Annotated in this window: 22 protein-coding genes, 2 tRNA genes and 1 riboswitch; of the genes, 13 read left to right on the top strand and 11 right to left on the bottom strand. The window is 70.9% G+C overall.

Annotated features, from left to right (window positions below; all coding sequences use genetic code 11):
* Window positions 1–66: 66 nt before the first annotated feature.
* On the top strand, window positions 67–1,179 hold the full coding sequence (locus tag HTZ77_RS31295; protein ID WP_175593331.1) for a PP2C family protein-serine/threonine phosphatase: 1,113 nt from the start codon (window positions 67–69) through the stop codon (window positions 1,177–1,179).
* Between the two features lie 193 nt (window positions 1,180–1,372).
* Here HTZ77_RS31295 and HTZ77_RS31290 read toward each other — a convergent pair whose 3' ends face one another.
* The gene (locus tag HTZ77_RS31290; RefSeq protein WP_175593330.1) at window positions 1,373–1,978 is read right to left on the bottom strand and encodes a response regulator transcription factor; all 606 of its coding nucleotides are present in this window, start codon (window positions 1,976–1,978) and stop codon (window positions 1,373–1,375) included.
* Between the two features lie 154 nt (window positions 1,979–2,132).
* On the opposite strand from HTZ77_RS31290, the gene HTZ77_RS31285 reads away from it, so the two are divergent.
* On the top strand, window positions 2,133–3,437 hold the full coding sequence (locus tag HTZ77_RS31285; protein WP_175593329.1) for a M50 family metallopeptidase: 1,305 nt from the start codon (window positions 2,133–2,135) through the stop codon (window positions 3,435–3,437).
* Between the two features lie 28 nt (window positions 3,438–3,465).
* Here the strand turns inward: HTZ77_RS31285 and HTZ77_RS31280 are convergent, their stop codons facing one another.
* Together HTZ77_RS31280 and HTZ77_RS31275 are read right to left on the bottom strand one after the other, a co-directional pair.
* Window positions 3,466–4,668, bottom strand: coding sequence for a S8 family peptidase (locus HTZ77_RS31280; protein ID WP_175593328.1), 1,203 nt, complete (start codon window positions 4,666–4,668; stop codon window positions 3,466–3,468).
* Complete coding sequence (locus HTZ77_RS31275) at window positions 4,665–5,615, bottom strand: hypothetical protein (protein WP_175593327.1); 951 nt, start codon at window positions 5,613–5,615, stop codon at window positions 4,665–4,667. Before HTZ77_RS31275 ends, HTZ77_RS31280 begins: the two co-directional genes overlap by 4 nt.
* Window positions 5,616–5,841: 226 nt before the next feature.
* Here HTZ77_RS31275 and HTZ77_RS31270 point away from each other — a divergent pair, with 226 nt between their 5' ends.
* Window positions 5,842–6,717, top strand: coding sequence for a hypothetical protein (locus HTZ77_RS31270; RefSeq protein WP_175593326.1), 876 nt, complete (start codon window positions 5,842–5,844; stop codon window positions 6,715–6,717).
* A gap of 70 nt (window positions 6,718–6,787) precedes the next feature.
* A complete protein-coding gene (locus HTZ77_RS31265) occupies window positions 6,788–7,996 on the top strand; it encodes a cation:proton antiporter domain-containing protein (protein ID WP_175593325.1) in 1,209 nt (402 codons plus the stop codon).
* Window positions 7,997–8,014: 18 nt separating this feature from the next.
* On the opposite strand, the gene HTZ77_RS31260 is transcribed toward HTZ77_RS31265, so the two are convergent.
* The 3 genes from HTZ77_RS31260 to HTZ77_RS31250 all read right to left on the bottom strand — a co-directional run bounded on the left by HTZ77_RS31260 (window position 8,015) and on the right by HTZ77_RS31250 (window position 11,042).
* Window positions 8,015–8,977 (bottom strand): coiled-coil domain-containing protein, encoded by a 963-nt coding sequence (locus HTZ77_RS31260; protein WP_175593324.1) that lies wholly within the window; start codon window positions 8,975–8,977, stop codon window positions 8,015–8,017.
* 4 nt (window positions 8,978–8,981) lie between these two features.
* Window positions 8,982–9,120: riboswitch (cyclic di-AMP (ydaO/yuaA leader) on the bottom strand.
* 66 nt (window positions 9,121–9,186) lie between these two features.
* Window positions 9,187–10,266, bottom strand: coding sequence for a galactose-1-phosphate uridylyltransferase (galT, locus tag HTZ77_RS31255; RefSeq protein WP_175593323.1), 1,080 nt, complete (start codon window positions 10,264–10,266; stop codon window positions 9,187–9,189).
* Window positions 10,267–10,268: 2 nt separating this feature from the next.
* A complete protein-coding gene (locus HTZ77_RS31250; RefSeq protein ID WP_175593322.1) occupies window positions 10,269–11,042 on the bottom strand; it encodes a DeoR/GlpR family DNA-binding transcription regulator in 774 nt (257 codons plus the stop codon).
* Window positions 11,043–11,182: 140 nt separating this feature from the next.
* Between HTZ77_RS31250 and HTZ77_RS48835 the strand changes: the two genes are divergently transcribed.
* On the top strand, window positions 11,183–11,260 hold the full coding sequence (locus HTZ77_RS48835) for a 50S ribosomal protein bL37 (protein ID WP_372513659.1): 78 nt from the start codon (window positions 11,183–11,185) through the stop codon (window positions 11,258–11,260).
* A 78-nt stretch (window positions 11,261–11,338) separates the two neighbouring features.
* On the opposite strand, the gene HTZ77_RS31245 is transcribed toward HTZ77_RS48835, so the two are convergent.
* The 4 genes from HTZ77_RS31245 to HTZ77_RS31230 all read right to left on the bottom strand — a co-directional run bounded on the left by HTZ77_RS31245 (window position 11,339) and on the right by HTZ77_RS31230 (window position 14,159).
* Window positions 11,339–12,649: a TrpB-like pyridoxal phosphate-dependent enzyme gene (locus HTZ77_RS31245; protein ID WP_175593321.1), complete on the bottom strand. Its 1,311-nt coding sequence runs from the start codon at window positions 12,647–12,649 to the stop codon at window positions 11,339–11,341.
* Between the two features lie 117 nt (window positions 12,650–12,766).
* The gene (locus HTZ77_RS31240; RefSeq protein ID WP_175593320.1) at window positions 12,767–13,396 is read right to left on the bottom strand and encodes a nucleoside/nucleotide kinase family protein; all 630 of its coding nucleotides are present in this window, start codon (window positions 13,394–13,396) and stop codon (window positions 12,767–12,769) included.
* A gap of 33 nt (window positions 13,397–13,429) precedes the next feature.
* Window positions 13,430–13,957 carry a GNAT family N-acetyltransferase gene (locus HTZ77_RS31235; protein WP_175593319.1) on the bottom strand — a complete coding sequence of 176 codons (528 nt, stop codon included), beginning with the start codon at window positions 13,955–13,957 and terminating at the stop codon, window positions 13,430–13,432.
* Window positions 13,958–14,085: 128 nt separating this feature from the next.
* Window positions 14,086–14,159 (bottom strand) — tRNA-Gly (locus HTZ77_RS31230).
* Window positions 14,160–14,249: 90 nt separating this feature from the next.
* On the opposite strand from HTZ77_RS31230, the gene HTZ77_RS31225 reads away from it, so the two are divergent.
* A tRNA-Pro gene (locus HTZ77_RS31225) sits at window positions 14,250–14,323 on the top strand.
* A 107-nt stretch (window positions 14,324–14,430) separates the two neighbouring features.
* On the opposite strand, the gene HTZ77_RS31220 is transcribed toward HTZ77_RS31225, so the two are convergent.
* The gene (locus HTZ77_RS31220; protein WP_235995491.1) at window positions 14,431–14,892 is read right to left on the bottom strand and encodes an ATP-binding protein; all 462 of its coding nucleotides are present in this window, start codon (window positions 14,890–14,892) and stop codon (window positions 14,431–14,433) included.
* A gap of 246 nt (window positions 14,893–15,138) precedes the next feature.
* Here HTZ77_RS31220 and HTZ77_RS31215 point away from each other — a divergent pair, with 246 nt between their 5' ends.
* From HTZ77_RS31215 to HTZ77_RS31185, 7 genes are all read left to right on the top strand, one after another.
* Window positions 15,139–16,005 carry a helix-turn-helix domain-containing protein gene (locus HTZ77_RS31215; protein ID WP_175593317.1) on the top strand — a complete coding sequence of 289 codons (867 nt, stop codon included), beginning with the start codon at window positions 15,139–15,141 and terminating at the stop codon, window positions 16,003–16,005.
* 180 nt (window positions 16,006–16,185) lie between these two features.
* Window positions 16,186–17,595 (top strand): trigger factor, encoded by a 1,410-nt coding sequence (gene tig / locus HTZ77_RS31210; RefSeq protein ID WP_175593316.1) that lies wholly within the window; start codon window positions 16,186–16,188, stop codon window positions 17,593–17,595.
* A gap of 328 nt (window positions 17,596–17,923) precedes the next feature.
* A complete protein-coding gene (locus HTZ77_RS31205; protein WP_175593315.1) occupies window positions 17,924–19,477 on the top strand; it encodes a Na+/H+ antiporter in 1,554 nt (517 codons plus the stop codon).
* A gap of 111 nt (window positions 19,478–19,588) precedes the next feature.
* Window positions 19,589–20,221, top strand: a complete 633-nt coding sequence (locus HTZ77_RS31200; RefSeq protein ID WP_175593314.1) for a ClpP family protease — start codon at window positions 19,589–19,591, stop codon at window positions 20,219–20,221.
* An 11-nt stretch (window positions 20,222–20,232) separates the two neighbouring features.
* The gene (locus tag HTZ77_RS31195) at window positions 20,233–20,856 is read left to right on the top strand and encodes an ATP-dependent Clp protease proteolytic subunit (RefSeq protein ID WP_175593313.1); all 624 of its coding nucleotides are present in this window, start codon (window positions 20,233–20,235) and stop codon (window positions 20,854–20,856) included.
* A gap of 174 nt (window positions 20,857–21,030) precedes the next feature.
* Window positions 21,031–22,314 (top strand): ATP-dependent Clp protease ATP-binding subunit ClpX, encoded by a 1,284-nt coding sequence (gene clpX / locus HTZ77_RS31190; RefSeq protein WP_175593312.1) that lies wholly within the window; start codon window positions 21,031–21,033, stop codon window positions 22,312–22,314.
* Between the two features lie 42 nt (window positions 22,315–22,356).
* A complete protein-coding gene (locus HTZ77_RS31185; protein WP_235995489.1) occupies window positions 22,357–24,975 on the top strand; it encodes a valine--tRNA ligase in 2,619 nt (872 codons plus the stop codon).
* Window positions 24,976–25,398: the final 423 nt, after the last annotated feature.

The raw sequence follows: 25,398 nt of genomic DNA, 5'->3' as shown, positions 1-25,398 counted from the left end.
CATGATCTAGGCGTTGGTCAAGTGGGCTGCCCAAACCGGGGTCAGACCGATACAGTCACACGCATCATGAGTTCCCGACCGGCGCCGCTGATCCCGCCACGGCTCCGCGCGCTCCTGGTGCGGGTGCCGCTGCTGGTGCCCGCTGTCCGATTCGTCCGCCGTTCTCTCTCCCGTGACCGCAACCTGCTCGTCACGCTCATCATGCTGACGCTCCTCGTCGGCCTGCTGGCGGCGCGCGTGTCCACCGAGTGGTTCTCGCCGTCGCTGCTCATCCTCGTCACCCTCGTGGGCGGTCTCCAGCTACGGCTGGCGAGCCTGGCCAAGCTGCTCGGCGCCGTCGTGGTCGCCCTGGGCTACGTCGCCCTCACCCTGGGCGTGGGCCGCATCGGGCTCGGGCTCATGGTGACGATCGGGTTCACGACCGTCCTCGCCGTGCTCATGGCGCGCACCCGCGGCAAGCTCGGCGTGCAGGGCCTGCGCGGCGACGCGATGTTGCTGGAGCTGCGCGACCGGCTGCGCGGCCAGGGCGAGCTGCCGCCCCTGCCCAAGGACTGGGGCGGCCGCGTGGTGCTCAAGCAGGCGGGCGGCTCCTCCTTCGGCGGCGACTTCCTCGTCTCCAAGCGCGACGGCGACCAGGTGGACATCGCCCTGGTCGACGTCTCCGGCAAGGGCGTCGACGCGGGCACCAGAGCGCTGATGCTGTCCGGCACGTTCGGCGGCCTGCTCGGCTCGGCGGACGACTTCCTGGCCGCCTGCAACGCCTACCTGCACCGGCAGCGCGGCGACGAGGGCTTCGTGACCGCCGTCCACGTGCGCCTCGACCTGGCCACGGGCGACTACACGATCACCTCGGCCGGGCACCCGCCCGTGGTGAAGTTCGACGCGGGCGCCGGCAACTGGCAGGTCGCCTCGGCCAAGGGCGTGGTCCTCGGCGTCGTGCCCGACCTGCACTGCGAGCCCGACAGCGGCACCCTGCGCAAGGGCGACGCCCTGATGTTCTTCACCGACGGGCTGATCGAGCAGCCCGGGCGCGACATCGACGCGGGCCTGGACAAGCTGCTCGGCGAGGCGGAGCGGCTGCTCACCTCGGGCTTCCACGACGGCGCGCGGGCGCTGGTCAACGCCATGTCCTCCGGGCACAACGACGACTGCGCGCTGGTGCTCATCTGGCGGCCGTGACCGCCGGCGACCTCCGCGGCGCGACCACCCGACCATGACGAACCACACGGGTGAATGGTGAATGCCGTCACTGGCCGGCGGATCTCCGTCCTGGGATCGTCGTACTGCTTGCCCATGTGCCCGGACCCCGGGGGAGCGGCGCGGCTTCTTCCGGGGTCCGGCTTTTCCCTCCAGGACGCCGGCGAACGGGGGGTCAGAGCCAGCCGGAGTCGCTGGCGATGCGGATGGCGTCGACGCGGTTGCGGGCCCCCGTCTTGCAGATGACCCGGGACAGGTGGTTGCGCACCGTGCCGACCGACAGGCAGAGCTCGTCGGCGATCTCCGCCGAGCGGGCCCCGCCGGCGGCGGCGCGCAGCACGTCCAGCTCGCGCCGGGTCAGCGGGTTGGCCGCCGACTGGAGCGCGGCGGCGGCCAGCTCGGAGTCGACCGCGCGCCGGCCCGCCGCCACCTGCCGCAGCCCGTCGGCCAGCCGCTCGGGCGCCACGTCCAGGCTCATGAAGCCGAGCGCGTGCGCGGCGAACGCCCGGCGCACCTGCCCCGGGCTGGGCTGGGCGGACAGCACCAGCGCCCGGCAGCCGGGCGCCTTCTCGTGCAGCGCCGCCACCACCGGCAGGCCGCCCGCGCCGGGCAGGTCGAGATCGACGACCGCCGTGTCGGCCCCGGACGCCAGCGCCGCCGGCACCACGTCCTCGGCGCCGCCGACGTCGGCCACGACCCGCATCCCGGGCTCGGCGCCGAGGGCGGCGACCAGGCCGCGCCGTACCAGGGGGAGGTGCTCGGCGACCAGGATCCGGATCAAGGCGCTCCCTTCGTCATACCCCAGGGTGATCGTATGATCGCATACTGTCAACGAAGTCTCTCGGTTCCCCAAAGGGGGCGCAAGCCAATCAGGTGTGGAGAGTTCGACTAGTCTTGTGTGGTCGGGACCATCCGTTTACCTGGAGTGCGCCTAGATGAACTGGCTGTTCGTCGCCGGGATCGCCGTCTTCCTCATCGGACTGATGGTCTCCATCGCGCTGCACGAGATCGGACACCTCGTGCCGGCCAAGATCTTCGGGGTCCGGGTGCCCCAGTACATGGTGGGCTTCGGCACGACCGCCTGGTCGATCCGCCGGGGCGAGACCGAGTACGGCATCAAGTGGATCCCGCTGGGCGGCTACATCCGCATGATCGGCATGCTGCCGCCGCGGCCGGGCGACGCCCCGGGCAAGCTCCGCGGCACCTCGACCGGGCCGTTCCAGGGCCTCATCGAGACCGCCCGTGAGGCGTCCATGGAGGAGGTCCGGCCCGGCGACGAGGACCGCGTGTTCTACCGGAAGAAGTGGTGGCAGAAGGTCATCATCATGTCCGGCGGCCCGGCCATGAACTTCGTGCTGTCGTTCATCCTGTTCTCGATCCTGCTCGTCGGCATCGGCCTGCCCACCTACGCCCCGATCGTCTCGCCGCAGACCAACACCTGCGTCATCCCGGTCAGTGAGAAGCGCGCCGAGTGCCGTCCCACCGACCAGCCGACCCCCGCCGCCAAGGCCGGGCTCAAGCCGGGAGACAAGATCGTCTCCTTCGACGGCCAGAAGATCTCCACCTGGGACGACGCCACCCGCCTCATCCGGGGGCACGGCGCCGGCACCGTCGCGCTGGGCATCGTGCGCGACGGCAAGCAGGTCACGCTGCCCGTCACGCTCATCGCCCAGGACCGGCCGTCACTGACCGACCCGAACAAGGTCGACAAGAACGTCGGCTTCCTCGGCGTGCTGCCCACCCAGGTGATGGAGAAGCAGAGCTTCGGCATGGTCGCCGGCTACATGGGCGAGCTGACCGGCCGGGTCGCCGGGTCGCTGCTCGACCTGCCGGAGAAGATGGTCGGCATCTGGCACGCCGCCTTCTCCGGGCAGGAGCGCGACCCCGAGGGCCCCGTCGGCGTCGTGGGCGCCGGGCGCCTGGGCGGCGAGATCCTCTCCTCGGACATGACCACCGAGATGAAGGTCTTCAACGTGGTGAACCTGCTGGCCGGGTTCAACCTGGCGATCGGCATGTTCAACCTCATCCCGCTGCTGCCGCTCGACGGCGGCCACATCGCGGGCGGCCTGTGGGAGGGCATCAAGCGGGCCTTCGCCCGGATCACCCGCCGGCCGGAGCCCGCGTACGTGGACATCGCCAAGGTGCTGCCGCTGACGTACACGCTGGCCCTCGTGATGATCGTCATGGCCGGGCTGCTGGTCTACGCCGACCTGTTCAACCCGCTCAAGCTCACCGGCTAGGCCGCCCGCCGTCCCCGGCGGGCCGGTGTCACGCCGCCCGCCGCGCGCGGCGGGCCCGTGGACGGCGGAACAGGAAGAACGCGCCCACCCCGCACAGCACACCGACGCCGACCGCCCCGCCGCCCACCCAGAGCAGGGACTGGTCGATCGGCGGGTGGGCGACGGGCGAGCCGACCGGCCCGTTGCCGAAGTACTCCTTCCCCTTGTACGGCACGGCCGCGGTCTTCGCCGCCGTCGCCGTGGACGCCGCCTTCACCGCCGCCTCCGCGTTCACCAGCCCGAAGCCGAGGAACGGGGTGTAACCGGCCGGCGGCTTGCGGGCCGTCCGGACGAGGATGTCGCGCACCTGCCGGGGCGTCAGCTTCGGGTTGGCCGACAGCATCAGCGCCGCGGTGCCCGCCACCAGCGCGCAGGCCGGCGAGGTGCCGTCGCCCGCCTCGAAGCCGCCGCTGTTGCGGGCGGCGTAGATGTCGACGCCCGGCGCGGCGATCGTGTTGTACGTGTGCACCTGCGAGAAGTCCGCCCGCGTGCCCTCCGGCCCCATCGCCGCCACCGCGATCACGCCCGGATAGCCGGCCGGGTACGACATGGTGTTGTTGGCGTCCACCTCCAGCGGGTCGGTGGAGCCCCCGTTGCCGGCGCTGGCCACGAGGATCGCGCCCTTGCCGACGGCGTAGTCGACGGCCGCGGCCGTGTCCTCCTCGTAGCCGCCCCAGCCCCACTCCGAGGTGCCCAGCGACATCGACACGACCCGGGCGCCGTGGTCGACGGCGTAGCGGATGCCCTTGGCCAGGGCGTTGCCGGCGCGCTCGCTCTCCTTGTCGGCCCCGATCTTGCCGTCCTTGGCCGCCTTCTCCGCCCGCTTGCGCGCCGGGTCCTCGCGGTCCCAGATCACCCGTACGGACAGCACCCGCGAGTCCGGCGCCACGTGCAGCACACTGGAGGCCATGGCCGTGCCGTGCCCGCCCCAGTAGCTCTGGCCGGGACGGGCGCCGCCGCCGATGAAGTCGGGGCCGCCGGTCACCCTGCCCCTGAACTCCGGGTGGCCCTTCATCACGCCCGTGTCGAGGACCGCGACGGTGACGCCCTTGCCCTCGGTGAGCCGCTGGGCGCCCGGCACGCGCATGGCCGTCCGCTCCCAGCCGCGGGGCGCGTCGGCCAGGCCCGGGACCGCCGCGCCGGCGACGAGTCCGGTGGTCAGGACGGCCGTGGCCGCCACTCTCCTGATCATGCGCCCACCTTCGGGATCTGGTTGTTCAGCCGGTAGACCAGGTTGTCGGCCAGTCCCTCGGCCGTGGAGGTCCACGCCGAGCGGTCGGCCTTCTGCTCCAGCGGCCGGTTGCCCCAGGGGTCGGGCAGCCTGCCGGGGCGCCTGCCGTCGGCCGGGCCCGCGGTGACCGCCACGAACAGCGGTGTGTACATGTCGAACACGGCCCTGCCGCCGTCGCCGGTGCGGGCCGCGTCCTTCCACTGCGTGCCGGGGGCCGCGAGGGCGCGCACGACGTGGTCCTGCTCGTCCTGCCCCTCGCGGACGATGTCGCCGAGGTCGTCCTTGGCGGAGACGTCGCGGAAGGCGACGATCGCGACGGTCGCGGCCGTGCCGCCGGTGTCGTCGACGTACGTCGCGCGCAGGGCCGCGACGCAGCCGCGCTGGGCGGCGAGCTTGGCCAGGCCGCCGGACAGCGCGGCGCCGCACGAGGTGTCGGAGGAGATGGCGGCCCTGGTCCAGCCGCGCTCGGTGTCGGGGCCGTCGCCCTTCTTGTCCGGGTCCTGGTGGCCGATCGTGGCGGGGAGCAGCTTCTCGACGGGGACGTTGCGCCACAGGTCCATGGAGAACTGCTTGCTGCGGATCTTCTGCTCGCTGTTGCGGAAGGCGTGCTGGACGAGCAGGCCGCCGCCGAGCGCCGACAGCAGGCCGAACCCGGCCACGAGCACCCCGGCGATGATCCGTCCCGCCCCTCGCCTGGGCGGCCCGGAGTCGGGCGCCTGCGGCGGCGGGCCGTAGGGACCGGGCGCGCCCTGGGGCTGCCCGTACGGCGCCGGCCCGCCCTGCGGCGGCCCGTACGGTCCCGGCCCGCCCGGCGGCGGGTACGCCTGCGGCTGGTACGGGGCGGGATGTCCGCCGGGCGGCTGCGGGGCGGGATACCCCGGCCCCTGACCAGGCGGCGGGTACGTCATCGTCTCTCCAGTGGTGCGTCACAGGCGCCCCTCAAACCACAAGGGGCGCTTTACGAGTGTTTGACCTTATCGGTCACAAACGACATGGCAGGCCGAGGGGTTCCCGGCTCCTGGCATGGGTCTGGAAACCGGTACGGGAGCGGGCAAACGCCGTGCAACCGCCACGCAAGCGCTCTCGTGTGTCCTGTGATCGCCCAAGTCGTACAGGCGAGTAAGGAACACGCAGATGGCACAGAAGGGAAAGCTGCTCCCCGTCGGGGCGGCGGTGGTGGGGAGCGGTCTCGTCCTGCTGGGCGCCGGGGTCGTGGGGATGATGACGTGGCCCATGCCCGGATGGGCCGGCGTGGCGTTCTCCGCCGGCATGACGCTCACCGTCCCCGGCGCCTTCCTGGTCGTCTTCGGCCTGATCAACCGCTCGATGGGCGCGGCCATGTCGTCCATGGACGGAGCCCTCCGGCCGGCCGGCTCGGGCGGCGTGTTCGGCATGATCAGGGACCTGGCCGGGGGCGACCGCGATCTGCTCCGCAACGGGTCGCCGGCGAGCGCCGTCGTCCTGTCGATGCGCGACACGGGCGTGACGGTCAACGACCTGCCCGTGGCCGTGTTCGAGCTGGAGGTCCACCGGCCGGGCGCGGAGCCGTACCGCGCGGCGCACCGCGAGCCGATCCCACGCCTGCTCGTGGGCGCGGTCCTGCCCGGCTCCCACCTGGCCGTCCGCGTCGACCCGAACGACCCCGGCCGCCTGACGGTCGACTGGTCCCAGGCGGCGGGCCCGGCCTCCCGGCCGTCCGCGGCCGGCCGGCAGGTGTCGGCCGCCGACATCCTGGCCCGGGGCGTGCCCGCCACCGTGACCATCCTCGGGACGTTCTCGATGAACGGCATGACCACCGACGACGGCGACCCGGTCATGGGCTTCGACCTGCGGGTGACCGGCCCGTACCGGCCGTACGAGGTGCGCCTGGCCCACCGGGTCCCGCGGCCGCACCTGACCCGGCTCGTGCCGGGCACCGTGCTTCCCGCCAAGATCGCCCCTGAGGACCCGCAGAAGGTCGCCATCGACTGGGAGGCGGACAGCCCCGTCGGCGAGCCGCAGGTGCTCTGAGTCCGGGCGGCCATCGGCGAGGCCCCGGGTACACCTGAGGGAAGGACCCGACGGAGGGGGTGACCCGGGCATGACGGCGCTGCTGGTCACCTCTGCGGCGATCTTCCTGTGGGGGGTCGTGTCGGGGCGCCTCCAGCGCGCCGACCTCACCGCGCCGATCGTCTTCGTCGTCGCCGGCTGGCTCGTCGCCGAGGCCGGCCTGGTCGGCCCGCCGTCCGTGACCGCGCGGACGCTGAAGCCCCTGGTCGAGATCACCCTGGTGTGGGTGCTGTTCTCCGACGCCGCGGGCGTGCCCCTCAGCCAGGTGCGCCGCGACCTCGGCCGGTACCTGCGCCTGCTGGCCGTCGGGCTGCCCCTCACCGTCCTGGCCGGATGGGCGCTGGCGGACCGGCTCTTCCCGGCCCTCGGCATCTGGCTCGCCCTCCTGGTGGGGGCCGCGCTCGCGCCGACCGACGCCGCCCTGGGGCTTCCGGTGGTCACCAACCCCGCGGTGCCCGTGGACGTCCGGCGGCTGATCACCGTCGAGAGCGGCCTCAACGACGGCGTCGTCACGCCCGTGGTCGTCCTGGCGATCGCCGGCGCCGCCTCGGCGGAGGGGCTCGGGGGCGCGCACGGCTGGGCGGCGCTCGCCGAGCTCGGCATCGGCGTGCTGGTGGGCGCCGGCAGCGGCCTGGCCGGCGGCGGGCTGCTGCGCTGGGCGCGCCGCCGGGGATGGGCCGCCGACGACTGGGCCGGCATCGCCGTCCTGGCCCTCGCGATCGTCGCCTACACGGCCTCGCTCGCCGTCCACGGCAACGGGTTCGTCGCGGCCTTCTGCGGGGGGCTCGCCTTCGGCGCGGCGGCCGGTCCGCGGGGCCCAGCCGAGCTGGTGTTCCTGGAGCAGGCCGGCGGCCTGGTGTCCCTGCTCGTCTGGCTCGCGTTCGGCGCGATCGCCGTCCCGCTCGTGGCCGGCCGGGTCGACCCCGCCGTCGTGGCGTACGCGATCCTGAGCCTCACCGTGCTGCGGATGGCGCCCGTCGCGCTGGCCTGCGCCGGCGCCGGGCTCGGCCGCGCCACCGTGCTGTTCGTCGGCTGGTTCGGACCCCGGGGACTCGCCTCGCTGGTCTTCGCCCTCCTGGCGGTCGAGGAACTGGGGACCGCCGCGGGCGACGCCGCCGCCGTCATCGGCCTGACCGTGCTCATGAGCGTCCTGCTGCACGGCCTCAGCGCCAGGCCGCTGGCCGCCCGGTACGTACGGGCCGTCACGCGCGCCGGCGACGGCCACGACCGCGATGGCTGACGGCCCGCCCGGATCGCGTCAGTTCATCGAGATGTGCACGTGGTCGAAGTGGTTCTCGGTGATGCTGCCGCGGTCCTCCATGGCCCTCCAGCCGGAGCCCATGTTGATGCGCTGCTGCCAGATCACGTACTTCACCCCGAGCTTGGCCCTGTTCTCCAGCGCCCAGGCGGCGACGCGGTCGCCGAGCGCCTTGTTGGCCGCGCTGGGCATGGTGCCGCCCGTGCTCATCATGAAGTCGCACGCCCGCCCCAGCGGGTGCTCGCCGCTCGACCCCGAGCGGAAGCAGCCGACCGTGAACGGCAGCGAGAAGTTCTTCTCGACCAGCGCGCGCATCGCCCGGGTGCGGGGGGTGATGTTGTCGGTGCCCGAGGGCAGCTCGGGCGCCCAGGTGCCGTCGGAGCGGCGGCCGGTGCTGACCGGGACGAGGTCCTTGAGTTTCTTCTCGATGTCGTCGATGACGTCCTGCGCCTCGTCGCGCCGCCTGTCGACGTCCGCCGCCTCGGTCCGGATGCGGGTGGCCAGCGCGGTGGCCTCCTCGGCCGCCTTCCGCTGCTCGTCGCGGGCCTGGGCGACGTTCCGCACGACCGCCTGCTGCTCGGCGATCATCTGCTCCAGGACGGCCGCCCCGGTGGTGTTCCCGGGGAACACGAAGCCGAGCACGGCCGGGTCGCCGCTCTGGTAGCGCATCTGGGCGATCTGGGCGACCCGGCTCTCCGCCGCGGCGACGGCCTGCTCGGCCGCGGTCAGCCGCTTGCCGGCCGTCTCGGCCGCCCGCTGGGCCTTGGCCAGCTCGACCCGCTTGAGGTTGTAGCTCTCGATGAGCTTGTCGACCTTGGCGTTCAGTTCCTTCAGCTCGGCGCGCAGCTCGGACTCGCTGGGCTTGGGGGCCGCGGTCGCGCTGGCCGCGCCGAAGGCGATGACGGCGATCACGAGGCCGATGACGAAATTGATGGCAAAGCGCGTGGGGGGCGCGGACGCCACGAAGGATTCCTCTCCCTCTGCCGGCCGGGTTAGCTGACGGGTTCGGGATGGGAGGTCCCTACCACGGACGACGTGGATTCACCCCAGGTACGGTGGGTCCCCGGCTCCCGGGCGACGCGCCCGGGATTAGGCGGTCCCGGCCGTGACGACCGGGACAAAAGGGATGTTAGTGGTAAAACTCCAGTAATGCGACTCCAAGCGGAGATCAATCAGTGATCTACCTGTGATCGGAGCAGCCGCGCCGCCTCCTCGGGCAGCACGTCGTTGACGAACGCGCCCATCGCCGACTCCGAACCCGCCAGGTACTTCAGCTTGCCGGGCGCCCGCCTGATGCTGAACAGCTCCAGGTGCAGGTACCCCAGCTCGCGCTGCTGACGTACCGGAGCCTGGTGCCAGGACGCGACGTACGGCATGGCGACGCCGAACATCCCGTCCAGCGCCCGCAGCACCGAGGTGTAGAGCGGCGCGAAGGCGGCCCGCTCCTCCTCCGTGAGCGCGGCGAGGTCGGGCACCTGCCGGTGCGGATAGACGTGCACCTCGTACGGCCAGCGCGCCGCGGCCGGCACGAACGCCGTCCACAGCTCGTTGGCGGCCACCACCCGCGTCCCGGCGGCGCGCTCGGCCGCCAGCACGTCCGCGAACAGGTTGCCCCCGTGCCGGGCCGCGTGCCGCGCGGCGGCGCCGAGCTGGAGCCGCGTGCGGGGCGTGACGTACGGGTAGGCGTAGATCTGGCCGTGCGGGTGGGTCAGCGTGATGCCGATCTCCTCGCCGCGGTTCTCGAAGCAGAAGACCTGCTCCACGCCGTCGATCGCCGACAGCTCCGCCGTGCGGTCGGCCCACGCCTCCATCACCAGCTCGACCTGCGCGTCGGAGAGCCGGGAGAACGACGAGGAGTGATCCGAGGTGAAGCACACCACCTCGCACCTCCCCACGCCCGGACGGACCTCGCTCAGACCACCCACGTCCCCATATGTCCCGAGATTCATGGAGAAAGAGGGAAAGCGGTTCTCGAAGACCACCACGTCGTAGTCGTGCGCCGGGATCTCCGAGGCCCGGGTGTCCGACGACGGGCACAGCGGGCACTCGTCCGCCGGCGGCATGAACGTGCGCGTCTGCCGGTGCCCCGCGACCGCGATCCACTCCTCGGTCAGCGGGTCGTAGCGCAGCTCGGACGCCACCGGGCGCGGATCGAGCGGCCGGCGGTCGATCGCGCCGCGGTCGGCGTCGTCCCTCCGGTCGAAGTAGATCAGTTCCCGGCCGTCGGCCAGATGGGTGATGGTGCGCTTCACGGCTACCCCTCAGCGATGATCAGTTGTCCGGCCCGTTCGGCCAGCTCGGTACGTGCGTCCTCGGGCAGCCCCGCGTCGGTGATGACGAGGTCGGCCTCGGCCAGCTCGGCGATCGTGCTGATGCCGACCGTGTTCCACTTCGTGTGGTCGGCGGGGACCACCAGCCGGTGCGCCGCGGCCACCAGCTCCCTGTCGGTCTCCGCCTCCAGCAGGTTCGGCGTGGTGAACCCCGCCCGCACGCTCATGCCGTGCACCCCGAGGAAGAGCGTGTCCACGTGCAGCCTGCGGATCGCGGCCACCGCGACCGGCCCCACGAGCGCGTCGGACGGGGTGCGCACGCCCCCGGTCAGCACGACCGTGCGGTCGGGACGCGGGTTGCGGTGGAAGACGTCGGCCACGGGCACCGAGTTCGTGATGACCGTCAGCTCCGGCACGCCCGTCAGGTGGTGGGCCAGCGCCCACGTCGTGGTGCCCGCCGACAGCGCCACCGCGGTGCCGGGCCGTACGAGCTCGGCGGCGACGCGCGCGATGGCCTCCTTCTCCCGCTGCTGGCGGGCCGACTTGGCGGTGAAGCCCGGCTCCTCCGTGGATCCCTGGTCCAGGGCCGTCGCGCCGCCGTGGACCTTGGCCAGCAGGCCGCGCTCGGCCAGCACCTCGAGGTCGCGGCGGATCGTCATGTCGGAGACGCCGAGCTCGCGCACGAGGTCCGCCACCCGGACGCCGCCGCTGCTGCGCACGCGCTCGAGGATCGTCTGCTGCCGCTGCTGTGCGAGCACGCCCGCTCCTTCCAACAGATTCCACCAAATTATGACATGACGGTGTTGGGGAATGTTGACCAGCCTCACTCTTGTGCCGCGAGCGGCGGCGGGAGACGTTGGAGACGCACGCGCATCCGCTCCGGCACGAGGAGGCCCGCATGGCCAGGCGCGCACGCAAGGGCAGGGCACGCAAGAAGAAGAAAGCCAACCACGGCAAGCGCCCCACGGCACGCTGACACCCGCCCGGCTGAGGGCCCGCACGGGCGCGCTCAGCCGGGAAGGGGTTCCGCCGGTGGGAAAGGGTGGCGGGCCGGTCAGCCGGGAAGGCGGGCCAGCGCCTCGTCGATGCGCTCCTGCGGCAACGCGAAGTCCTCCATCGCCCCCGACAGGTAACGGTCGTAGGCGGCGAGGTCGAAATGGCCGTGACCGCACAGCGCCGTCAGGATCACCTTCGCCTCGCCGCTCTCCTTGCAGCGCAGCGCCTCGGCGATGGTCTCGGCCAGCGCGTGCGTCGGCTCGGGCGCGGGGACGATCCCCTCGGTACGGGCGAAGCGGACACCGGCCTCGAAGCACTCGGTCTGCGACACGCTGACCGCCTCGAACATGCCCAGCTCGTACATGTGCGACAGCAACGGCGACATGCCGTGATAGCGCAGGCCGCCCGCGTGGATCGGGTCGGGCACGAAGTCGTGGCCCAGCGTGTGCATCTTGAGCAGCGGGGTGAACCCGGCGGTGTCGCCGAAGTCGTAGGCGTACACGCCCCGGGTGAACGACGGGCAGGCGGCCGGCTCGACGGCCCGGATGACCGGGTCGATGCGGCCGGCCAGCTTCTCCCGCAGGAACGGGAACACCAGCCCCGCGAAGTTGGAGCCGCCGCCGGTGCAGCCGATGATGACGTCGGGCGCCGCGCCGAGCTGCGCGAGCGCCTCCTCGCCGATCACCGTCTGGTGCAGCAGCACGTGGTTGAGCACCGAGCCGAGCGCGTACCTGACGTCCTCGCCCGCGCCGGCCACCTCGACCGCCTCGCTGATCGCGATGCCCAGGCTCCCGGTCGAATCGGGCGAGTCGGCCAGCACCCTCGACCCGGCCTTGGTGAGGGGCGAGGGGCTGGCGTGCACCGTCGCGCCGTACACCTGCATGAGGGAGCGGCGGTACGGCTTCTGGTCGTAGGAGGCGCGCACCATCCAGACCTCGCACTCCAGCCCGAACTGCGCGCACGCGAACGCCAGCGCGCTGCCCCACTGACCGGCGCCGGTCTCGGTGGTCAGCTTCCGCACGCCCTCACGGGCGTTGTAGTACGCCTGCGGCACGGCGGTGTTCGGCTTGTGCGACCCGGCGGGGGAGCCGCCCTCGTACTTGTAGTAGATGCGGGCGGGGGTGCCGAGCGCCTTCTCCAGCCGGCGCGCCCGCAGCAGCGGCGTCGGCCGCCACAGCCGGTAGACGTCCAGGACCTCCTCGGGGATCGCGACGAACCGCTCGCCGCTCACCTCCTGGCCGATCAGCTCCATCGGGAAGAGCGGCGCGAGATCGCCGGGACCCACGGGCCGCCGGGTCGCCGGGTGCAGCGGCGGCGGAGGCGGCGCGGGCAGGTCCGGCACGATGTTGTACCAGTGGCTCGGGATCACCTCTCCAGTCTGCGCCGGAGCGGCCCGTCGTACCAGGCCACGCGCCGTGCCGGCCGGGCGCTTCGAGGGACACCGTCCCGTCAGCCCGGCCCTTCCGGTGCCGGGCGTCCCGGCCGGTCAGCCCGGCTCTTCGAGCGCCGGGCGTCCCGGCCGGTCCGCCCGCACGACGACGTCGGCGCTCTGACGGGGCCGCGCCTCGCGCTCGTAGCGCGCGTAGGCGGGCAGCCGCCACCGCTCGTCCGCGCCGGTGCCGCGCGCCAGCGCCGCCTCCGACAGCCACAGGTGGACGCTCAGCTCGGCCGGCAGCCCCCGCCCCAGCAGCAGCGTCCCGTCCAGCAGCAGCACCCCGCCCTCGGGCAGGCTCTCGTACGGCAGGCGGTACGCCCGGTCGGCCCGGCTGTCCCACAGCGCCGGCAGCACCTTGCCCGTGCCGCCCGGCTCCAGCGGCCCGAGCACCTCCCGGACCAGCGCCCCGGTGTCGAGCCAGTCGTCGTAGAACACGTCGGGATCGGTCCGTCCGTGCTCCAGGCGCAGCGACGCGGGCCGCAGGAAGTCGCCGGCGGACACCCGCACCACCGCCCGGCCGCGCACCCTGAGGAGCGCGCCCAGCGCGTCGGCCAGCCGTCCCGGCCGGCTGGGCGGCGCCCCGTCGAGCAGCACCCGCGCCCGCCGGTCGCGCGGGAGGGCGTCGATCCGCCCGGCCAACTCCTCCGCCAGCGCCTCCGGCGAGATCGGTCGCACACGCATCACCCCGAGCCTACGCGGTCTCCCCGGGGACGATCAGTTCCAGGAGGCGACGGCGAGCGGCGTCCAGACGTACTCGATCACGGGAAGCTCGAAGCCCGCGGGAAGCAGTTCCATGAACTCCCGCGAGGGCCTGCCGCCGCACCGCTCGTAGAAGGCGATGGCCGGCGCGTTGTCCTTGAGCACCTCCAGGTAGACGGCCCTGCCGGGATGGCATTCGGCCGCCCAGGCGAACGCGCGCCCCATGAGCCGGCGGCCGATGCCGGAGCGCTTGAGCGCGGGACGTACGTGGAGGTTGTCCAGCAGGATGCGCCCGTCGGGCTGCCCGGCCAGATAGACGAACCCCTGGACGGCCCCGTCCTCCTCGGCGACCAGCAGCAGGTCCTCGCCGGAGCCGGTCCGGCCGGGACCGAGCCGGTCGGTCCACAGCGCGGTCCGCTCCTCCAGGAGGGGGCCGTCGAGGTAGGAGCCGGGCATGATCCCGGCGTAGGCGCTCCGCCAGCTCTCCGTGTGCAGGGTCGCGATGACGCCCGCGTCGTCCGGTGTGCCCGTTCTGAAGTGCATAGGGGCAGATTCTTCCATGGTGGGCGATCTGCGAAGGTCACCCGCCATGATCGCCGAGAAGTGCGCGGCCCCGGGAACGCGAGAAGGCCCAAGCCGGGGATCATCTCCCTGACCTGGGCCTTCGTGTCTGGAGCGGACGACGGGAATCGAACCCGCGTAGCTAGTTTGGAAGACTAGGGCTCTACCATTGAGCTACGTCCGCACGAACCGGTCGTGGTCTGGTCTAGACTTCAACCGGTCGTCAGGGCGTAAGCGTACCGGAGTCCCGGAGCGTGTGCGCACCCGACGCCAACGGGGCGTGGCGCAGCTTGGTAGCGCGCTTGCTTTGGGAGCAAGAAGTCGCAGGTTCAAATCCTGTCGCCCCGACTTTGCCACGTACGAGGCAACCCGAGAGGTGCCCGTGGCGTCCTCTTGAGGGGGCGACCCCGAAGCTTTCAGGGGTGACCGGACCCCGTGACGCCAGAGCCCGCGATTCAGGAGTCGGCGCGGAACAGCGCCCAGACGGCCTTGCCGCCCCGTGCCAGCGGGTCCCAGCCCCAGCACTGGCTGTAGGTCTCCACGATGTACAGCCCGCGCCCGTTCTCCGAGACGAAGTCGGGCTCCTTGGGGGTGGGCACCTCGTCGCTCGGGTCCGCCACGGCCAGCAGCACGTGCGGCGCCACTCTCATCAGCAGCAACTGGATGCCCTGCGGGGCGGTGGAGTACATCGCGTACCTGACCGCGTTCGTCACCAGCTCCGACACCACCAGCGCCGCGTCGTCGCTCAGCTCCGACAGGCCCCAGTTCCGCAGCGTCGAACGCGTGACGTCGCGCGCGGTCTTCACCGAGTCGGCCTGGAAGGGGAGGGGGCACGAGGTCGTGTACGGCTTGCCGGTCGTCAGCAGGCTGTCGAAGCCCACCTCCCGGGTGATCTGCAGGCAGTCGGCAGTGGTCAAGGAATCCTCCACCATCCCGCCGATACCTCCCGCAGCCCTCGATTTGGTGCATGTTTGGCCAAAATGCACTAGACCATCATGGGTCACGGATCCGGGAACCTGCAAGACCCAAATGCACGTGCATGTGCAATGTGCAGCAGCATGGGCGGTTACTGGTAGGGGTATCCGAATCGGACACCAGGTTGAGACCTTGTCATACCCGTCGATGTGGTGTCACTGTGTGTGCGGACCTTGATAGGAGGCAGAGTGACGCAGAACCAGCCGGGTTCCGGCCCTACGGCGCTGCGTATTCTCCTGGGCTCCCAACTGCGCCGGCTCAGGGAGGCCAAGGGCGTCACCCGCGAGGAGGCGGGCCACCTGATCAGGGGTTCCGAGTCCAAGATCAGCCGCATGGAGCTGGGCCGCGTCGGGTTCAAGGAGCGCGACGTCGCCGACCTGCTCACCCTGTACGGCGTGACGGACGCCGAGGCCCGCGCCGCCGTCCTCGACCTGGTGACCAAGGCCAACGAGCCCGGCTGGTGGCACCGCTTCAACGACGTCCTGCCCACCTGGTTCCAGGCATACGTCGGCCTGGAGGAGGCCGCCGAGCGGATCAGGACGTACGAGGTGCAGTTCGTGCCCGGCCTGCTGCAGACCAAGGAGTACGCCCGCGCGGTCGTCACCGCCGGAGCGGCCGGCGTCGGCCCCGACGAGATCGCCCGCCGCGTCGACCTGAGGCTCGAACGTCAGCGCATCCTCGACCGGCCCGGCGGCCCGATCTTCTGGGCGGTCATCGACGAGGCGGCGCTGCGGCGGCCCATCGGCGGCGCCGAGGTCATGCGCGCCCAGCTGGAGCACCTGGCCGACCTGATGCGCCAGCCCAACATCACGATCCAGATCATGCCGTTCAGCTTCGGCGGCCACAGCGCCGAGGGCGGCGCCTTCAGCATCCTGCGCTTCCCCGACCGCGAGCTGCCGGACGTCGTGTACGTCGAGCAGCTCGCCAGCGCCCTCTACCTCGACAAACGCGAGGACGTCGACCGCTACACCGAGGTGATGGAGCGGTTGTGCGCCGTCAGCACCACTCCCGACGAGACGGCCGCGTTGCTGCGGACGATCGCCGAGGAGTTCTGAGGCCTGTTCGGGGGCCCGTCACGTCGCTGTCGGGTGCGCACCTGCCCTAGACTGGCCATCGGCGCTCGTATCCCGCCGTTGCGGAGCATGCCTCAGCGCCGCTCATGTGGGCGCGGCGCGTGAGCCGTACCGAATGGACGCGCCCGCGATCACTCGAAGCTTGATCAAGGAGACCACCCCGTGAAGACCGCTGTCGAGGAGCTCAGCCCGACTCGGGTGAAGCTCACTGTCGAGGTGCCGTTCGACGAGCTGCGCCCCAGCCTGGATGCGGCGTACAAGAAGGTCGCGCAGCAGGTGCGGGTCCCCGGGTTCCGTCCCGGCAAGGTCCCGGCTCGCATCATCGAGCAGCGCTTCGGCCGCGCGGTCGTGCTGGAGGAGACCCTCAACGACGCGGTGCCCAAGCTGTACGGCCAGGCCGTCGACGAGGTCGACGTGTTCCCGGTCAGCCAGCCCGACATCGAGGTCACGAAGATCGACGACGGTGAGCAGATCGAGTTCACCGCCGAGGTCGACATCCGGCCCAACTTCGACGTTCCCGAGTACAAGGACGTCGAGGTCACCGTCGACTCCGCCGAGGTCACCGACGCCGACGTCGACGCCCAGCTCGACGCGCTGCGCCAGCGCTTCGCCACGCTGACCGGCGTCGAGCGCCCGGCCACCTCCGGCGACTTCGTCGTCATGGACCTGCGGGCCGAGATCGACGGCAAGAACATCGAGGAGCAGCAGGCCAGCGAGGTCTCCTACGAGGTCGGCGCCGGCTCGGTGCTCCAGGGCCTCGACACCGCGCTCGAGGGCATGTCCGCGGGCGAGGAGAAGACCTTCCGCACCGAGCTCGTCGGCGGCGAGAACGCCGGCGAGGAGGCCGACGTCATCATCAACGTCAAGTCGGTCAAGGAGAAGGTCCTGCCCGAGCTCGAGGACGAGTTCGCGCAGCTCGCCAGCGAGTTCGACACGCTGGAGGAGCTCAAGCAGAGCATCCGCGAGCAGTCCCGCCGCAACAAGCTGATCGACCAGGTCGTCCAGGCCCGTGAGAAGGCCCTCGACGCCCTGCTGGAGAAGATCGACATCCCGATCCCCGACAGCGCGCTCAAGGCCGAGGTCGACGCCCGCAAGCACAACCTCGAGCACCAGATCGCCGAGAGCGGTCTGAGCCGTGACGCGTTCTTCCGTCTCTACCAGACGACCGAGGACGAGCGCTTCGCCGAGTTCGAGACCAGCTCCCGCAAGGCGATCAAGGTCGGCTTCGTCCTCGACAAGATCGTCAAGGCTGAGGAGCTCGGCGTCAGCGAGCAGGAGCTGACCAACTTCGTGGTGCGCCGTGCCATGGAGATGGGCGTCCAGCCCAACCAGCTCGCCCAGCACCTGGCCGACAACGACCAGCTCACGCTGGCCATGGTCGAGATCGTCCGCGACAAGGCCAAGGCCGCGGTCGGCGACGCCGCCAAGGTCGTCGACAGCGACGGCAACGAGGTCGACCTCAAGGCCATCTACACCGAGATCAACGGTGAGCCGGTCGTCGAGGAGGACGCCGAGGCCGACAGCGCCGAGGCCGCCGCCGAGGCCGAGGCCGAGGACAAGCCGCAGGCGTGACGCCCGTCGCGGCGCGCGCCTGAGGCGCGACGCCGCACGGCCCGCCCGCGCCCGAGCCCGCCCGCCCGTCGGTCAGCGTCCGGATCCCAGATCCCGGATCCGGCTCCCGGCCCGGGTTCGGCTACGGGTCCGGCCCGCGATCGCCCGCCCGCCAAGGGTTCGGTGGGCATGGCGATCGCACCGGCGTGTGCGGCCGCAGCGGTCGCTGCGTGAGCCCGCGCGCCGGCACGGTACGCGCACATCTACGACGAAGCCCCCAAATCCCGTGATTTGGGGGCTTCGTCGTTTTATCCGGCAGAAATCCCTTTTCTTGGGCAGAACAGGGCCCATGGGAGACCACCCGTTCGTCGCGATCCTGGCCTTCGGCATCGCGCTGCTCGTCCCCGGCGTGCTGTCCAAACGCCTGAACGTGCCGGGACCGATCCTGCTCGTGCCCTTCGGCGCCCTGGTGGGCCTCCTGCCCGCCATGCGCGGGCTGCACGTGCAGCCCGAGGTGGTCCTCAACGTCTTCCTGCCGCCGCTGATCTACCGGGCGGCGTTCCTGACCGCGCCCCGGGAGAGCCGCCAGGACGCCATCCCCATCACCGTCCTCGCCGTCGGCCTGACCACCGCCACGGCCCTGTGCGTCATGGTGGCCGCCGGCCTGGCCGTACCCGGCCTGCCGTGGGCCGCCGCGCTCGCCCTCGGCGCCGCCATCGCCCCCACCGATCCCGTCGCCGCCACCTCGGTGCTGCAGCGGGTCGGCGCCCCCCGGCGCCTCGTCACCATCCTGGAGGGCGAGAGCCTGCTCAACGACGGCGTCGCCCTCACCCTGTTCGGGCTGGCCCTGTCCGGACTGTCCGGGCCCGTCACCGTCGCCGACGGCGTCGTCGAGCTGCTGCGCGTCGTCTGCGGCGGCATCCTGTACGGCCTGGCGCTCGCGTGGGTCATCGGCAAGGTGCGCCGCGTCTTCCACGACCCCGGCAGCCAGATCACGCTGTCCCTGCTGACCCCGTTCCTCGCGTACCTGCCGGCCGAGCAGCTCCACGTGTCCGGCGTGCTCGCCACCATCGTCACCGGCTTCACGCTCGGCATCAGCCCCCAGGGCGTGCTCCAGCCCGCCTCCCGGCTCACCGGCCAGGTGTTCTGGCGGGTGCTGTCCCATCTGCTGGAGTCGACCCTGTTCGTCCTGCTCGGCGTGCAGGTCATGGACGTGTTCCACGAGGTGCGCGACCGGCCCTGGACACAGCTCGCCCTGACCGCCGTGGTGATCGTGGCCGTCGTCATCGTGCTCCGCCTCGCCTGGACGACGCTGGTCCTGGCCCCCGTACGGGCGGGGCGGCCCATCGAGCGGCGCCAGCGCGTGGTCCTCGGCTGGGCCGGGATGCGCGGGGCCATCACGCTGGCCATCGCGCTGTCCATCCCGCTGGACGCGCCCAACCGGGCCCTGCTGATCTTCCTGGCGGCCTGCGTGGTCCTGGTGACCCTCGGCGGGCAGGCCACGACGCTCGCCCCGCTGCTGCGCCGGCTCGGCGTCGGAGAGCCCGAGGAGGAGGTCCAGGAGGAGGCCATGGCCCGCGAGGCGATCCTGGAGGCCGCCCTGGCGCGCCTGGACGACCTGGCCGCCGACGACCGGGTGGACGACCGGACGGCCGAGGTGTTCCGCCAGCTGTTCGAGCTCCGCCTCGACCGGGTCAGGGAGGTCCTCGGCGAGACGGAGGGCGGAGAGGGCGAGACGGCCCCCGAGTCGCACCACAAGGGGCTGCGGAAGGAGCTGGTCCGAGCCCAGCGCGAGAAATTGCAGCACCTTTACCGCAAGGGCGTGATCGGCGCCGACACCATGCGCAGACTCGACCACGAGCTGGACGTGGAGGAGCGCCGCAGGGTCTCCGGAGGGGCCTGACCCTACCTGCGCCGTCAGCGAACAGTCCATGGACCGGGCATGACCTGTGGGCGCCGCGCGTTAAGGTCACAAGCAAAGCCAATCGATTACGACGCATCGGAAGGTGACGCTGTGACCAGCCCGCCGACCTTCTATCAGCCTGAGTCGCGAGGCCGTGAGAACGGCTCGTCCTTCCGGCTTGAGGACCAGCTTTACCAGCGCCTGCTGCGCGAGCGCATCATCGTGCTCGGCCAGGAGGTCAACGACGAGATCGCCAACCGCATCTGCGCGGAGCTGCTCCTGCTCGCCGCGGACGATCCCACCCGCGACATCACGCTCTACATCAACTCGCCGGGCGGCTCCGTCAGCGCCGGCATGGCGATCTACGACATGATGGAGTACGTGCCGAACGACGTCTCCACCGTCGTGATGGGCATGGCGGCCTCGATGGGCCAGTTCCTGCTCACCGCCGGCACCAAGGGCAAGCGTTACGCCCTCCCGCACGCCCGGGTCATGATGCACCAGCCGTCGGGCGGCATCGGGGGCACCGCGGCCGACATCGCCATCCAGGCCGAGCAGATGCTGTACGTGAAGAAGACGCTGGCCGAGCGGATCGCCTTCCACACCGGTCAGCCGCTGGAGCAGATCGAGTCCGACTCCGACCGGGACCGCTGGTTCACGGCCGACGAGGCCAAGGACTACGGCTTCATCGACCACGTCGTGCGCAGCGCCCGGCAAGTGCCCTCGCAGGGCCCGGTCTCCTAGGGGGAGCTGAAGTGAACATCGACAGTCGTTACGTTCTCCCTTCGTTCGTCGAGCGCACGTCTTACGGCGTGAAGGAGATGAACCCGTACAACAAGCTCTTCGAGGACCGCATCATCTTCCTCGGGGTGCAGATCGACGACGCGTCGGCCAACGACGTGATGGCCCAGCTGCTCACGCTGGAGTCGCTCGACCCCGACCGTGACATCAGCATCTACATCAACTCGCCCGGCGGCTCCTTCACGGCCATGACGGCGATCTACGACACGATGCAGTTCGTCCGGCCGGAGATCCAGACCGTCTGCCTCGGCCAGGCCGCGTCCGCCGCGGCCGTGCTGCTGGCCGGCGGCACCCCGGGCAAGCGCTTCGCGCTGCCCAACGCCCGGGTCCTGATCCACCAGCCCTCCACCGAGGGCGGCGGCCAGGGAAGCGACATCGAGATCCAGGCCAGGGAGATTCTCCGGATGCGCAGCCTCCTCGAGGAGATCGTCGCGCGGCACTCCGGGAAGTCTCCTGCCGAGGTCCGCAAGGACATCGAACGCGACAAAATTCTCAACGCGGACGAGGCAAAGGCGTATGGTCTGATCGACGACATCATCCCGTCGCGGAAGAAGCGAGCTCAGGCGGTTGCTTCCTGACGAGATGTGACGCACCGGGGCGCTGCCCAATAGGGCACGTTCCGGTGCGACTCGCCGCCAGGGGGCTCACTGAGGGCCCAGAAGACGGTAACGTCGAAACCTGAGCGGTTCGGACCGGGTCCGGAGGACACGGATCGCGGCAGCAGGGCGGTCCCACGCAAAGGAGTATCTGGGGTGGCACGCATCGGCGACGGGGGAGACCTGCTGAAGTGCTCTTTCTGCGGGAAGAGCCAGAAGCAAGTCAAGAAGCTCATTGCCGGTCCAGGCGTCTACATCTGCGATGAGTGCATCGATCTCTGCAACGAGATCATCGAGGAGGAGCTCTCCGAGTCCTCCGAGCTCAAGTGGGACAACCTGCCCAAGCCGAGGGAGATCTACGAGTTCCTCGACGCCTACGTCATCGGTCAGGACAAGGCGAAGAAGGCGCTCTCGGTGGCGGTCTACAACCACTACAAGCGGGTGCAGTCCGGTGACCGGGGCAGAGACGACGGCCTGGAGCTGGCCAAGAGCAACATCCTGCTCCTCGGGCCGACGGGCTCCGGCAAGACGCTGCTGGCGCAGACGCTGGCCAAGATGCTCAACGTGCCTTTCGCCATCGCCGACGCCACCGCGCTCACGGAGGCCGGCTACGTCGGCGAGGACGTCGAGAACATCCTGCTCAAGCTCATCCAGGCCGCCGACTACGACGTCAAGAAGGCCGAGACGGGCATCATCTACATCGACGAGGTCGACAAGATCGCCCGCAAGAGCGAGAACCCGTCGATCACTCGCGACGTCTCCGGCGAGGGCGTCCAGCAGGCGCTGCTGAAGATCCTGGAAGGCACCACCGCCTCGGTGCCCCCGCAGGGCGGTCGCAAGCACCCGCACCAGGAGTTCATCCAGATCGACACGACCAACGTCCTGTTCATCTGCGGCGGGGCCTTCGCGGGCCTGGAGAAGATCATCGAGTCCCGGGTCGGCAAGAAGGGCATCGGCTTCAACGCCGTCATCCGCTCCAAGGAGGAGATCGACACCGTCGACATCTTCTCCGACGTCATGCCCGAAGACCTGCTCAAGTTCGGCATGATCCCCGAGTTCGTCGGCCGCCTGCCGGTCATCACCTCGGTGCACAACCTCGACCGCGAGGCGCTCGTGCAGATCCTCACCGAGCCCCGCAACGCGCTCGTCAAGCAGTACCGCAAGCTGCTGGAGCTCGACGGCGTCGAGCTCGAGTTCACCGACGACGCGCTGGAGGCCATCGCCGACCAGGCGATCCTGCGCGGCACCGGCGCCCGCGGCCTGCGCGCCATCCTGGAGGAGGTGCTGCAGTCCGTGATGTACGAGGTGCCCTCCCGCAAGGATGTCGCCCGCGTCGTCATCACCCGCGAGTCGGTGCTGGAGCACGCCATCCCCACGCTCGTACCTCGCGACCAGCTCGCCGCCAAGCAGCAGCGCGCGCCGCGCGAGAAGTCGGCCTGAGCCACCGGGCACCGGCCCGAGCTCTCGCCCCGCGTACGCCCCATGGTGGACAACCATGGGGCGTCTCCCTTTTCCGCCTCCCTAGAATGGGGCACTGTGACAACGCCAGAGCTGCCTACCCAGTACACCCCGGCCGACGTCGAGACCCGCAGTTACGAGCGGTGGGTATCCGAAGGCTATTTCCACGCCGACGCCGGCAGCTCGCGCGCGCCGTTCAGCATCGTCCTCCCGCCGCCCAACGTGACGGGGGTGCTGCACGTCGGTCACGCCCTCGACCACTCCATCCAGGACGCGCTCACCCGCCGTGCCCGCATGCAGGGCCGCGAGACGCTGTGGCTGCCCGGCATGGACCACGCCGGCATCGCCACCCAGAACGTGGTGGAGCGCGAGCTGGCCAAGCAGGACCTGTCCCGCCACGACCTCGGGCGCGAGGCGTTCATCGAGCGCGTCTGGGAGTGGAAGGAGGAGTCCGGCGGCCGGATCCTCGGCCAGATGCGCAAGCTCGGCGACGGCGTCGACTGGGAGCGCGAGCGCTTCACCATGGACGAGGGCCTGTCGCGGGCCGTCCACACCATCTTCAAGCGGCTCTTCGACGACGGGCTCATCTACCGCGCCGAGCGCATCATCAACTGGTGCCCGCGCTGCCTGACCGCGCTGTCCGACATCGAGGTCGAGCACAGCGAGGACGACGGCGAGCTCGTCTCCATCCGCTACTCCGACGAGATCGTCGTCGCCACCACCCGGGCCGAGACGATGCTCGGCGACACCGCGGTCGCCGTCCACCCCGCCGACGAGCGCTACGCGCACCTCATCGGCACGACGGTGGAGGTGCCGCTGACCGGGCGGATGATCCCGGTCGTCGCCGACGAGCACGTCGATCCCGCGTTCGGCACCGGCGCGGTCAAGGTCACCCCCGCCCACGACCCCAACGACTTCGAGATCGGCCGCCGCCACTCCCTGCCGTCGCTGACGGTCATGGACGAGCGGGGCGTCATCACGGCCCACGGTCCGTTCGAGGGGCTCGACCGGTTCGAGGCGCGCCCCGCGGTGGTCGCCGCGCTGCGCGCCGAGGGGCGGATCGTCGCGGAGAAGCGGCCGTACGTCCACTCGGTCGGCCACTGCTCGCGCTGCAAGACCGTGGTCGAGCCGCGGCTGTCGCTGCAGTGGTTCGTCAACGTCGCGCCGCTGGCCAAGGCCGCCGGCGACGCCGTGCGCGACGGGCGCACCCGCATCCACCCGCCGGAGCTGGCCAAGCGCTACTTCGACTGGGTCGACGACATGCACGACTGGTGCATCTCCCGCCAGCTGTGGTGGGGCCACCGCATCCCGGTCTGGTACGGCCCCGACGGCGAGGTCGTGTGCGTGGGCCCGGACGAGACCCCGCCCGAGGGCTACACCCAGGACTCCGACGTGCTGGACACGTGGTTCTCCTCGGGCCTGTGGCCGTTCTCGACGCTCGGCTGGCCCGAGGCGACACCCGAGCTCGCCCGCTTCTACCCGACGTCGGTGCTGGTGACGGGCTACGACATCCTGTTCTTCTGGGTGGCCCGGATGATGATGTTCGGGCTGTACGCGATGGACGGCGAGCCGCCGTTCCGGGTCGTGGCCCTGCACGGCATGGTCCGCGACCAGTACGGCAAGAAGATGTCGAAGTCGTTCGGCAACGTCGTCGACCCGCTCGACTGGATCGAGCGCTTCGGCGCCGACGCCACCCGCTTCACCCTGCTGCGCGGCGCCAACCCCGGCGCCGACGTCGCGGTCAGCGAGGAGTGGGCGGCCGGCTCGCGCAACTTCTGCAACAAGATCTGGAACGCCACCCGGTTCGCGCTGATGAACGGCGCGACCACCGGGTCCCTCGACGGGCTCGACCTCACGCCGGCCGACCGGTGGATCCTGTCGCGCCTGCAGAGCGTCATCTCCTCGGCCGACGCGGCCTTCGAGGAGTTCGAGTTCGCCAAGGCGTCCGACCTGCTCTACCACTTCGCGTGGGACGAGGTCTGCGACTGGTACCTCGAACTCGCCAAGATCCAGCTCGGCGAGGGGCTGGAGCACACCCGTCTCGTGCTCGGGCACGTCCTGGACGCCCTGCTGCGGCTGATGCATCCGCTGGTGCCGTTCGTCACCGAGGAGCTGTGGCGGGCCGTGACGGGTGGCGAGTCCGTCGTGACGGCGCCCTGGCCGGTGGTGGAGTCCACCTACGTCGATCCCGAGGCCGAGAAGGAGATCGGGGCGCTGCAGGAGCTCGTGACCGAGGTCCGCAGGTTCCGCTCCGACCAGGGGCTGAAGCCGGGGCAGAAGGTCGCGGCGCGGCTCGGCCTGGCCGGCACGGCTCTGACCGGGCAGGAGAGGGCGATCCGCTCCCTGCTGCGGCTGACGGAGCCGGGCGACGGATTCTCGGCCACCGCGCGCCTCGCCGTGGGCGGGGTGACGGTCGAGATCGACACGGCGGGGGCCATCGACGTGGTCGCCGAGCGCAAGCGGCTGGAGAAGGACCTGGCCGTCGCCCGCAAGGAGGCCGCGCAGGTGGCGGCCAAGCTGGGCAACGAGCAGTTCATGGCCAAGGCTCCCGAGGACGTGGTGGCCAAGGTCAGGGGGCGTGCCGAGCAGGCCCAGGCCGACATCGCGCGCCTTGAGGCACAGCTCGCCGGCTTGGGTGTTTGAGACCTCCCGGCAGGGGGAAGGCTCTCTTCTTACTGAAGTTGGGTCTTGGGACCCCGCGCGGACTGGTAGAGTTTTCCGCGCGGGGCCGGTTGGCCCTGATCTCCCTCTGGCTCATCCGGGCTTCTGGCTGCGTTCACCTCTGGTTGGACAAAGGCTGAATGTTCGAGTAAGTTAGGGGAGTTGCCCCGAAGCGGGGCAGGTCCGGAATCTACCGGATCGGGCGGTTTGACAAGAACCTTCCGAATCTGATAGAATACCGGCAGACGGAATGTGCGCCTCTCGCAGGACCGGGGAGAACGCGTCCGTTTCTTGAGAACTCAACAGTGTGTTAAAAGCCAGTGCATGAACAATGCATGACCCCGTCATATCGGCGAAAGCCGGTGACGGATTCCTTTTTAGTTGGGTATCAGACCTTTAATGGAG

The organism is Nonomuraea montanisoli (assembly GCF_013363975.1).
GTDB lineage: Bacteria > Actinomycetota > Actinomycetes > Streptosporangiales > Streptosporangiaceae > Nonomuraea > Nonomuraea montanisoli.
The sequence above is the reverse complement of the archived record's forward strand: the minus strand, read 5'-3'. Positions and strand labels throughout refer to the sequence as shown.

Bases quoted from the DNA above. Each gene is read 5' to 3' on its own strand.
- HTZ77_RS31280 (WP_175593328.1), bottom strand. From the start codon at position 4,668: ATGATCAGGAGAGTGGCGGCCACGGCCGTCCTGACCACCGGACTCGTC.
- HTZ77_RS31275 (WP_175593327.1), bottom strand. From the start codon at position 5,615: ATGACGTACCCGCCGCCTGGTCAGGGGCCGGGGTATCCCGCCCCGCAG.
- HTZ77_RS31235 (WP_175593319.1), bottom strand. From the start codon at position 13,957: ATGCACTTCAGAACGGGCACACCGGACGACGCGGGCGTCATCGCGACC.
- HTZ77_RS31185 (WP_235995489.1), top strand. From the start codon at position 22,357: ATGGTGGACAACCATGGGGCGTCTCCCTTTTCCGCCTCCCTAGAATGG.
- HTZ77_RS48835 (WP_372513659.1), top strand. From the start codon at position 11,183: ATGGCCAGGCGCGCACGCAAGGGCAGGGCACGCAAGAAGAAGAAAGCC.
- HTZ77_RS31205 (WP_175593315.1), top strand. From the start codon at position 17,924: ATGGGAGACCACCCGTTCGTCGCGATCCTGGCCTTCGGCATCGCGCTG.
- HTZ77_RS31295 (WP_175593331.1), top strand. From the start codon at position 67: ATGAGTTCCCGACCGGCGCCGCTGATCCCGCCACGGCTCCGCGCGCTC.
- HTZ77_RS31270 (WP_175593326.1), top strand. From the start codon at position 5,842: ATGGCACAGAAGGGAAAGCTGCTCCCCGTCGGGGCGGCGGTGGTGGGG.
- HTZ77_RS31285 (WP_175593329.1), top strand. From the start codon at position 2,133: ATGAACTGGCTGTTCGTCGCCGGGATCGCCGTCTTCCTCATCGGACTG.
- HTZ77_RS31240 (WP_175593320.1), bottom strand. From the start codon at position 13,396: ATGCGTGTGCGACCGATCTCGCCGGAGGCGCTGGCGGAGGAGTTGGCC.
- HTZ77_RS31265 (WP_175593325.1), top strand. From the start codon at position 6,788: ATGACGGCGCTGCTGGTCACCTCTGCGGCGATCTTCCTGTGGGGGGTC.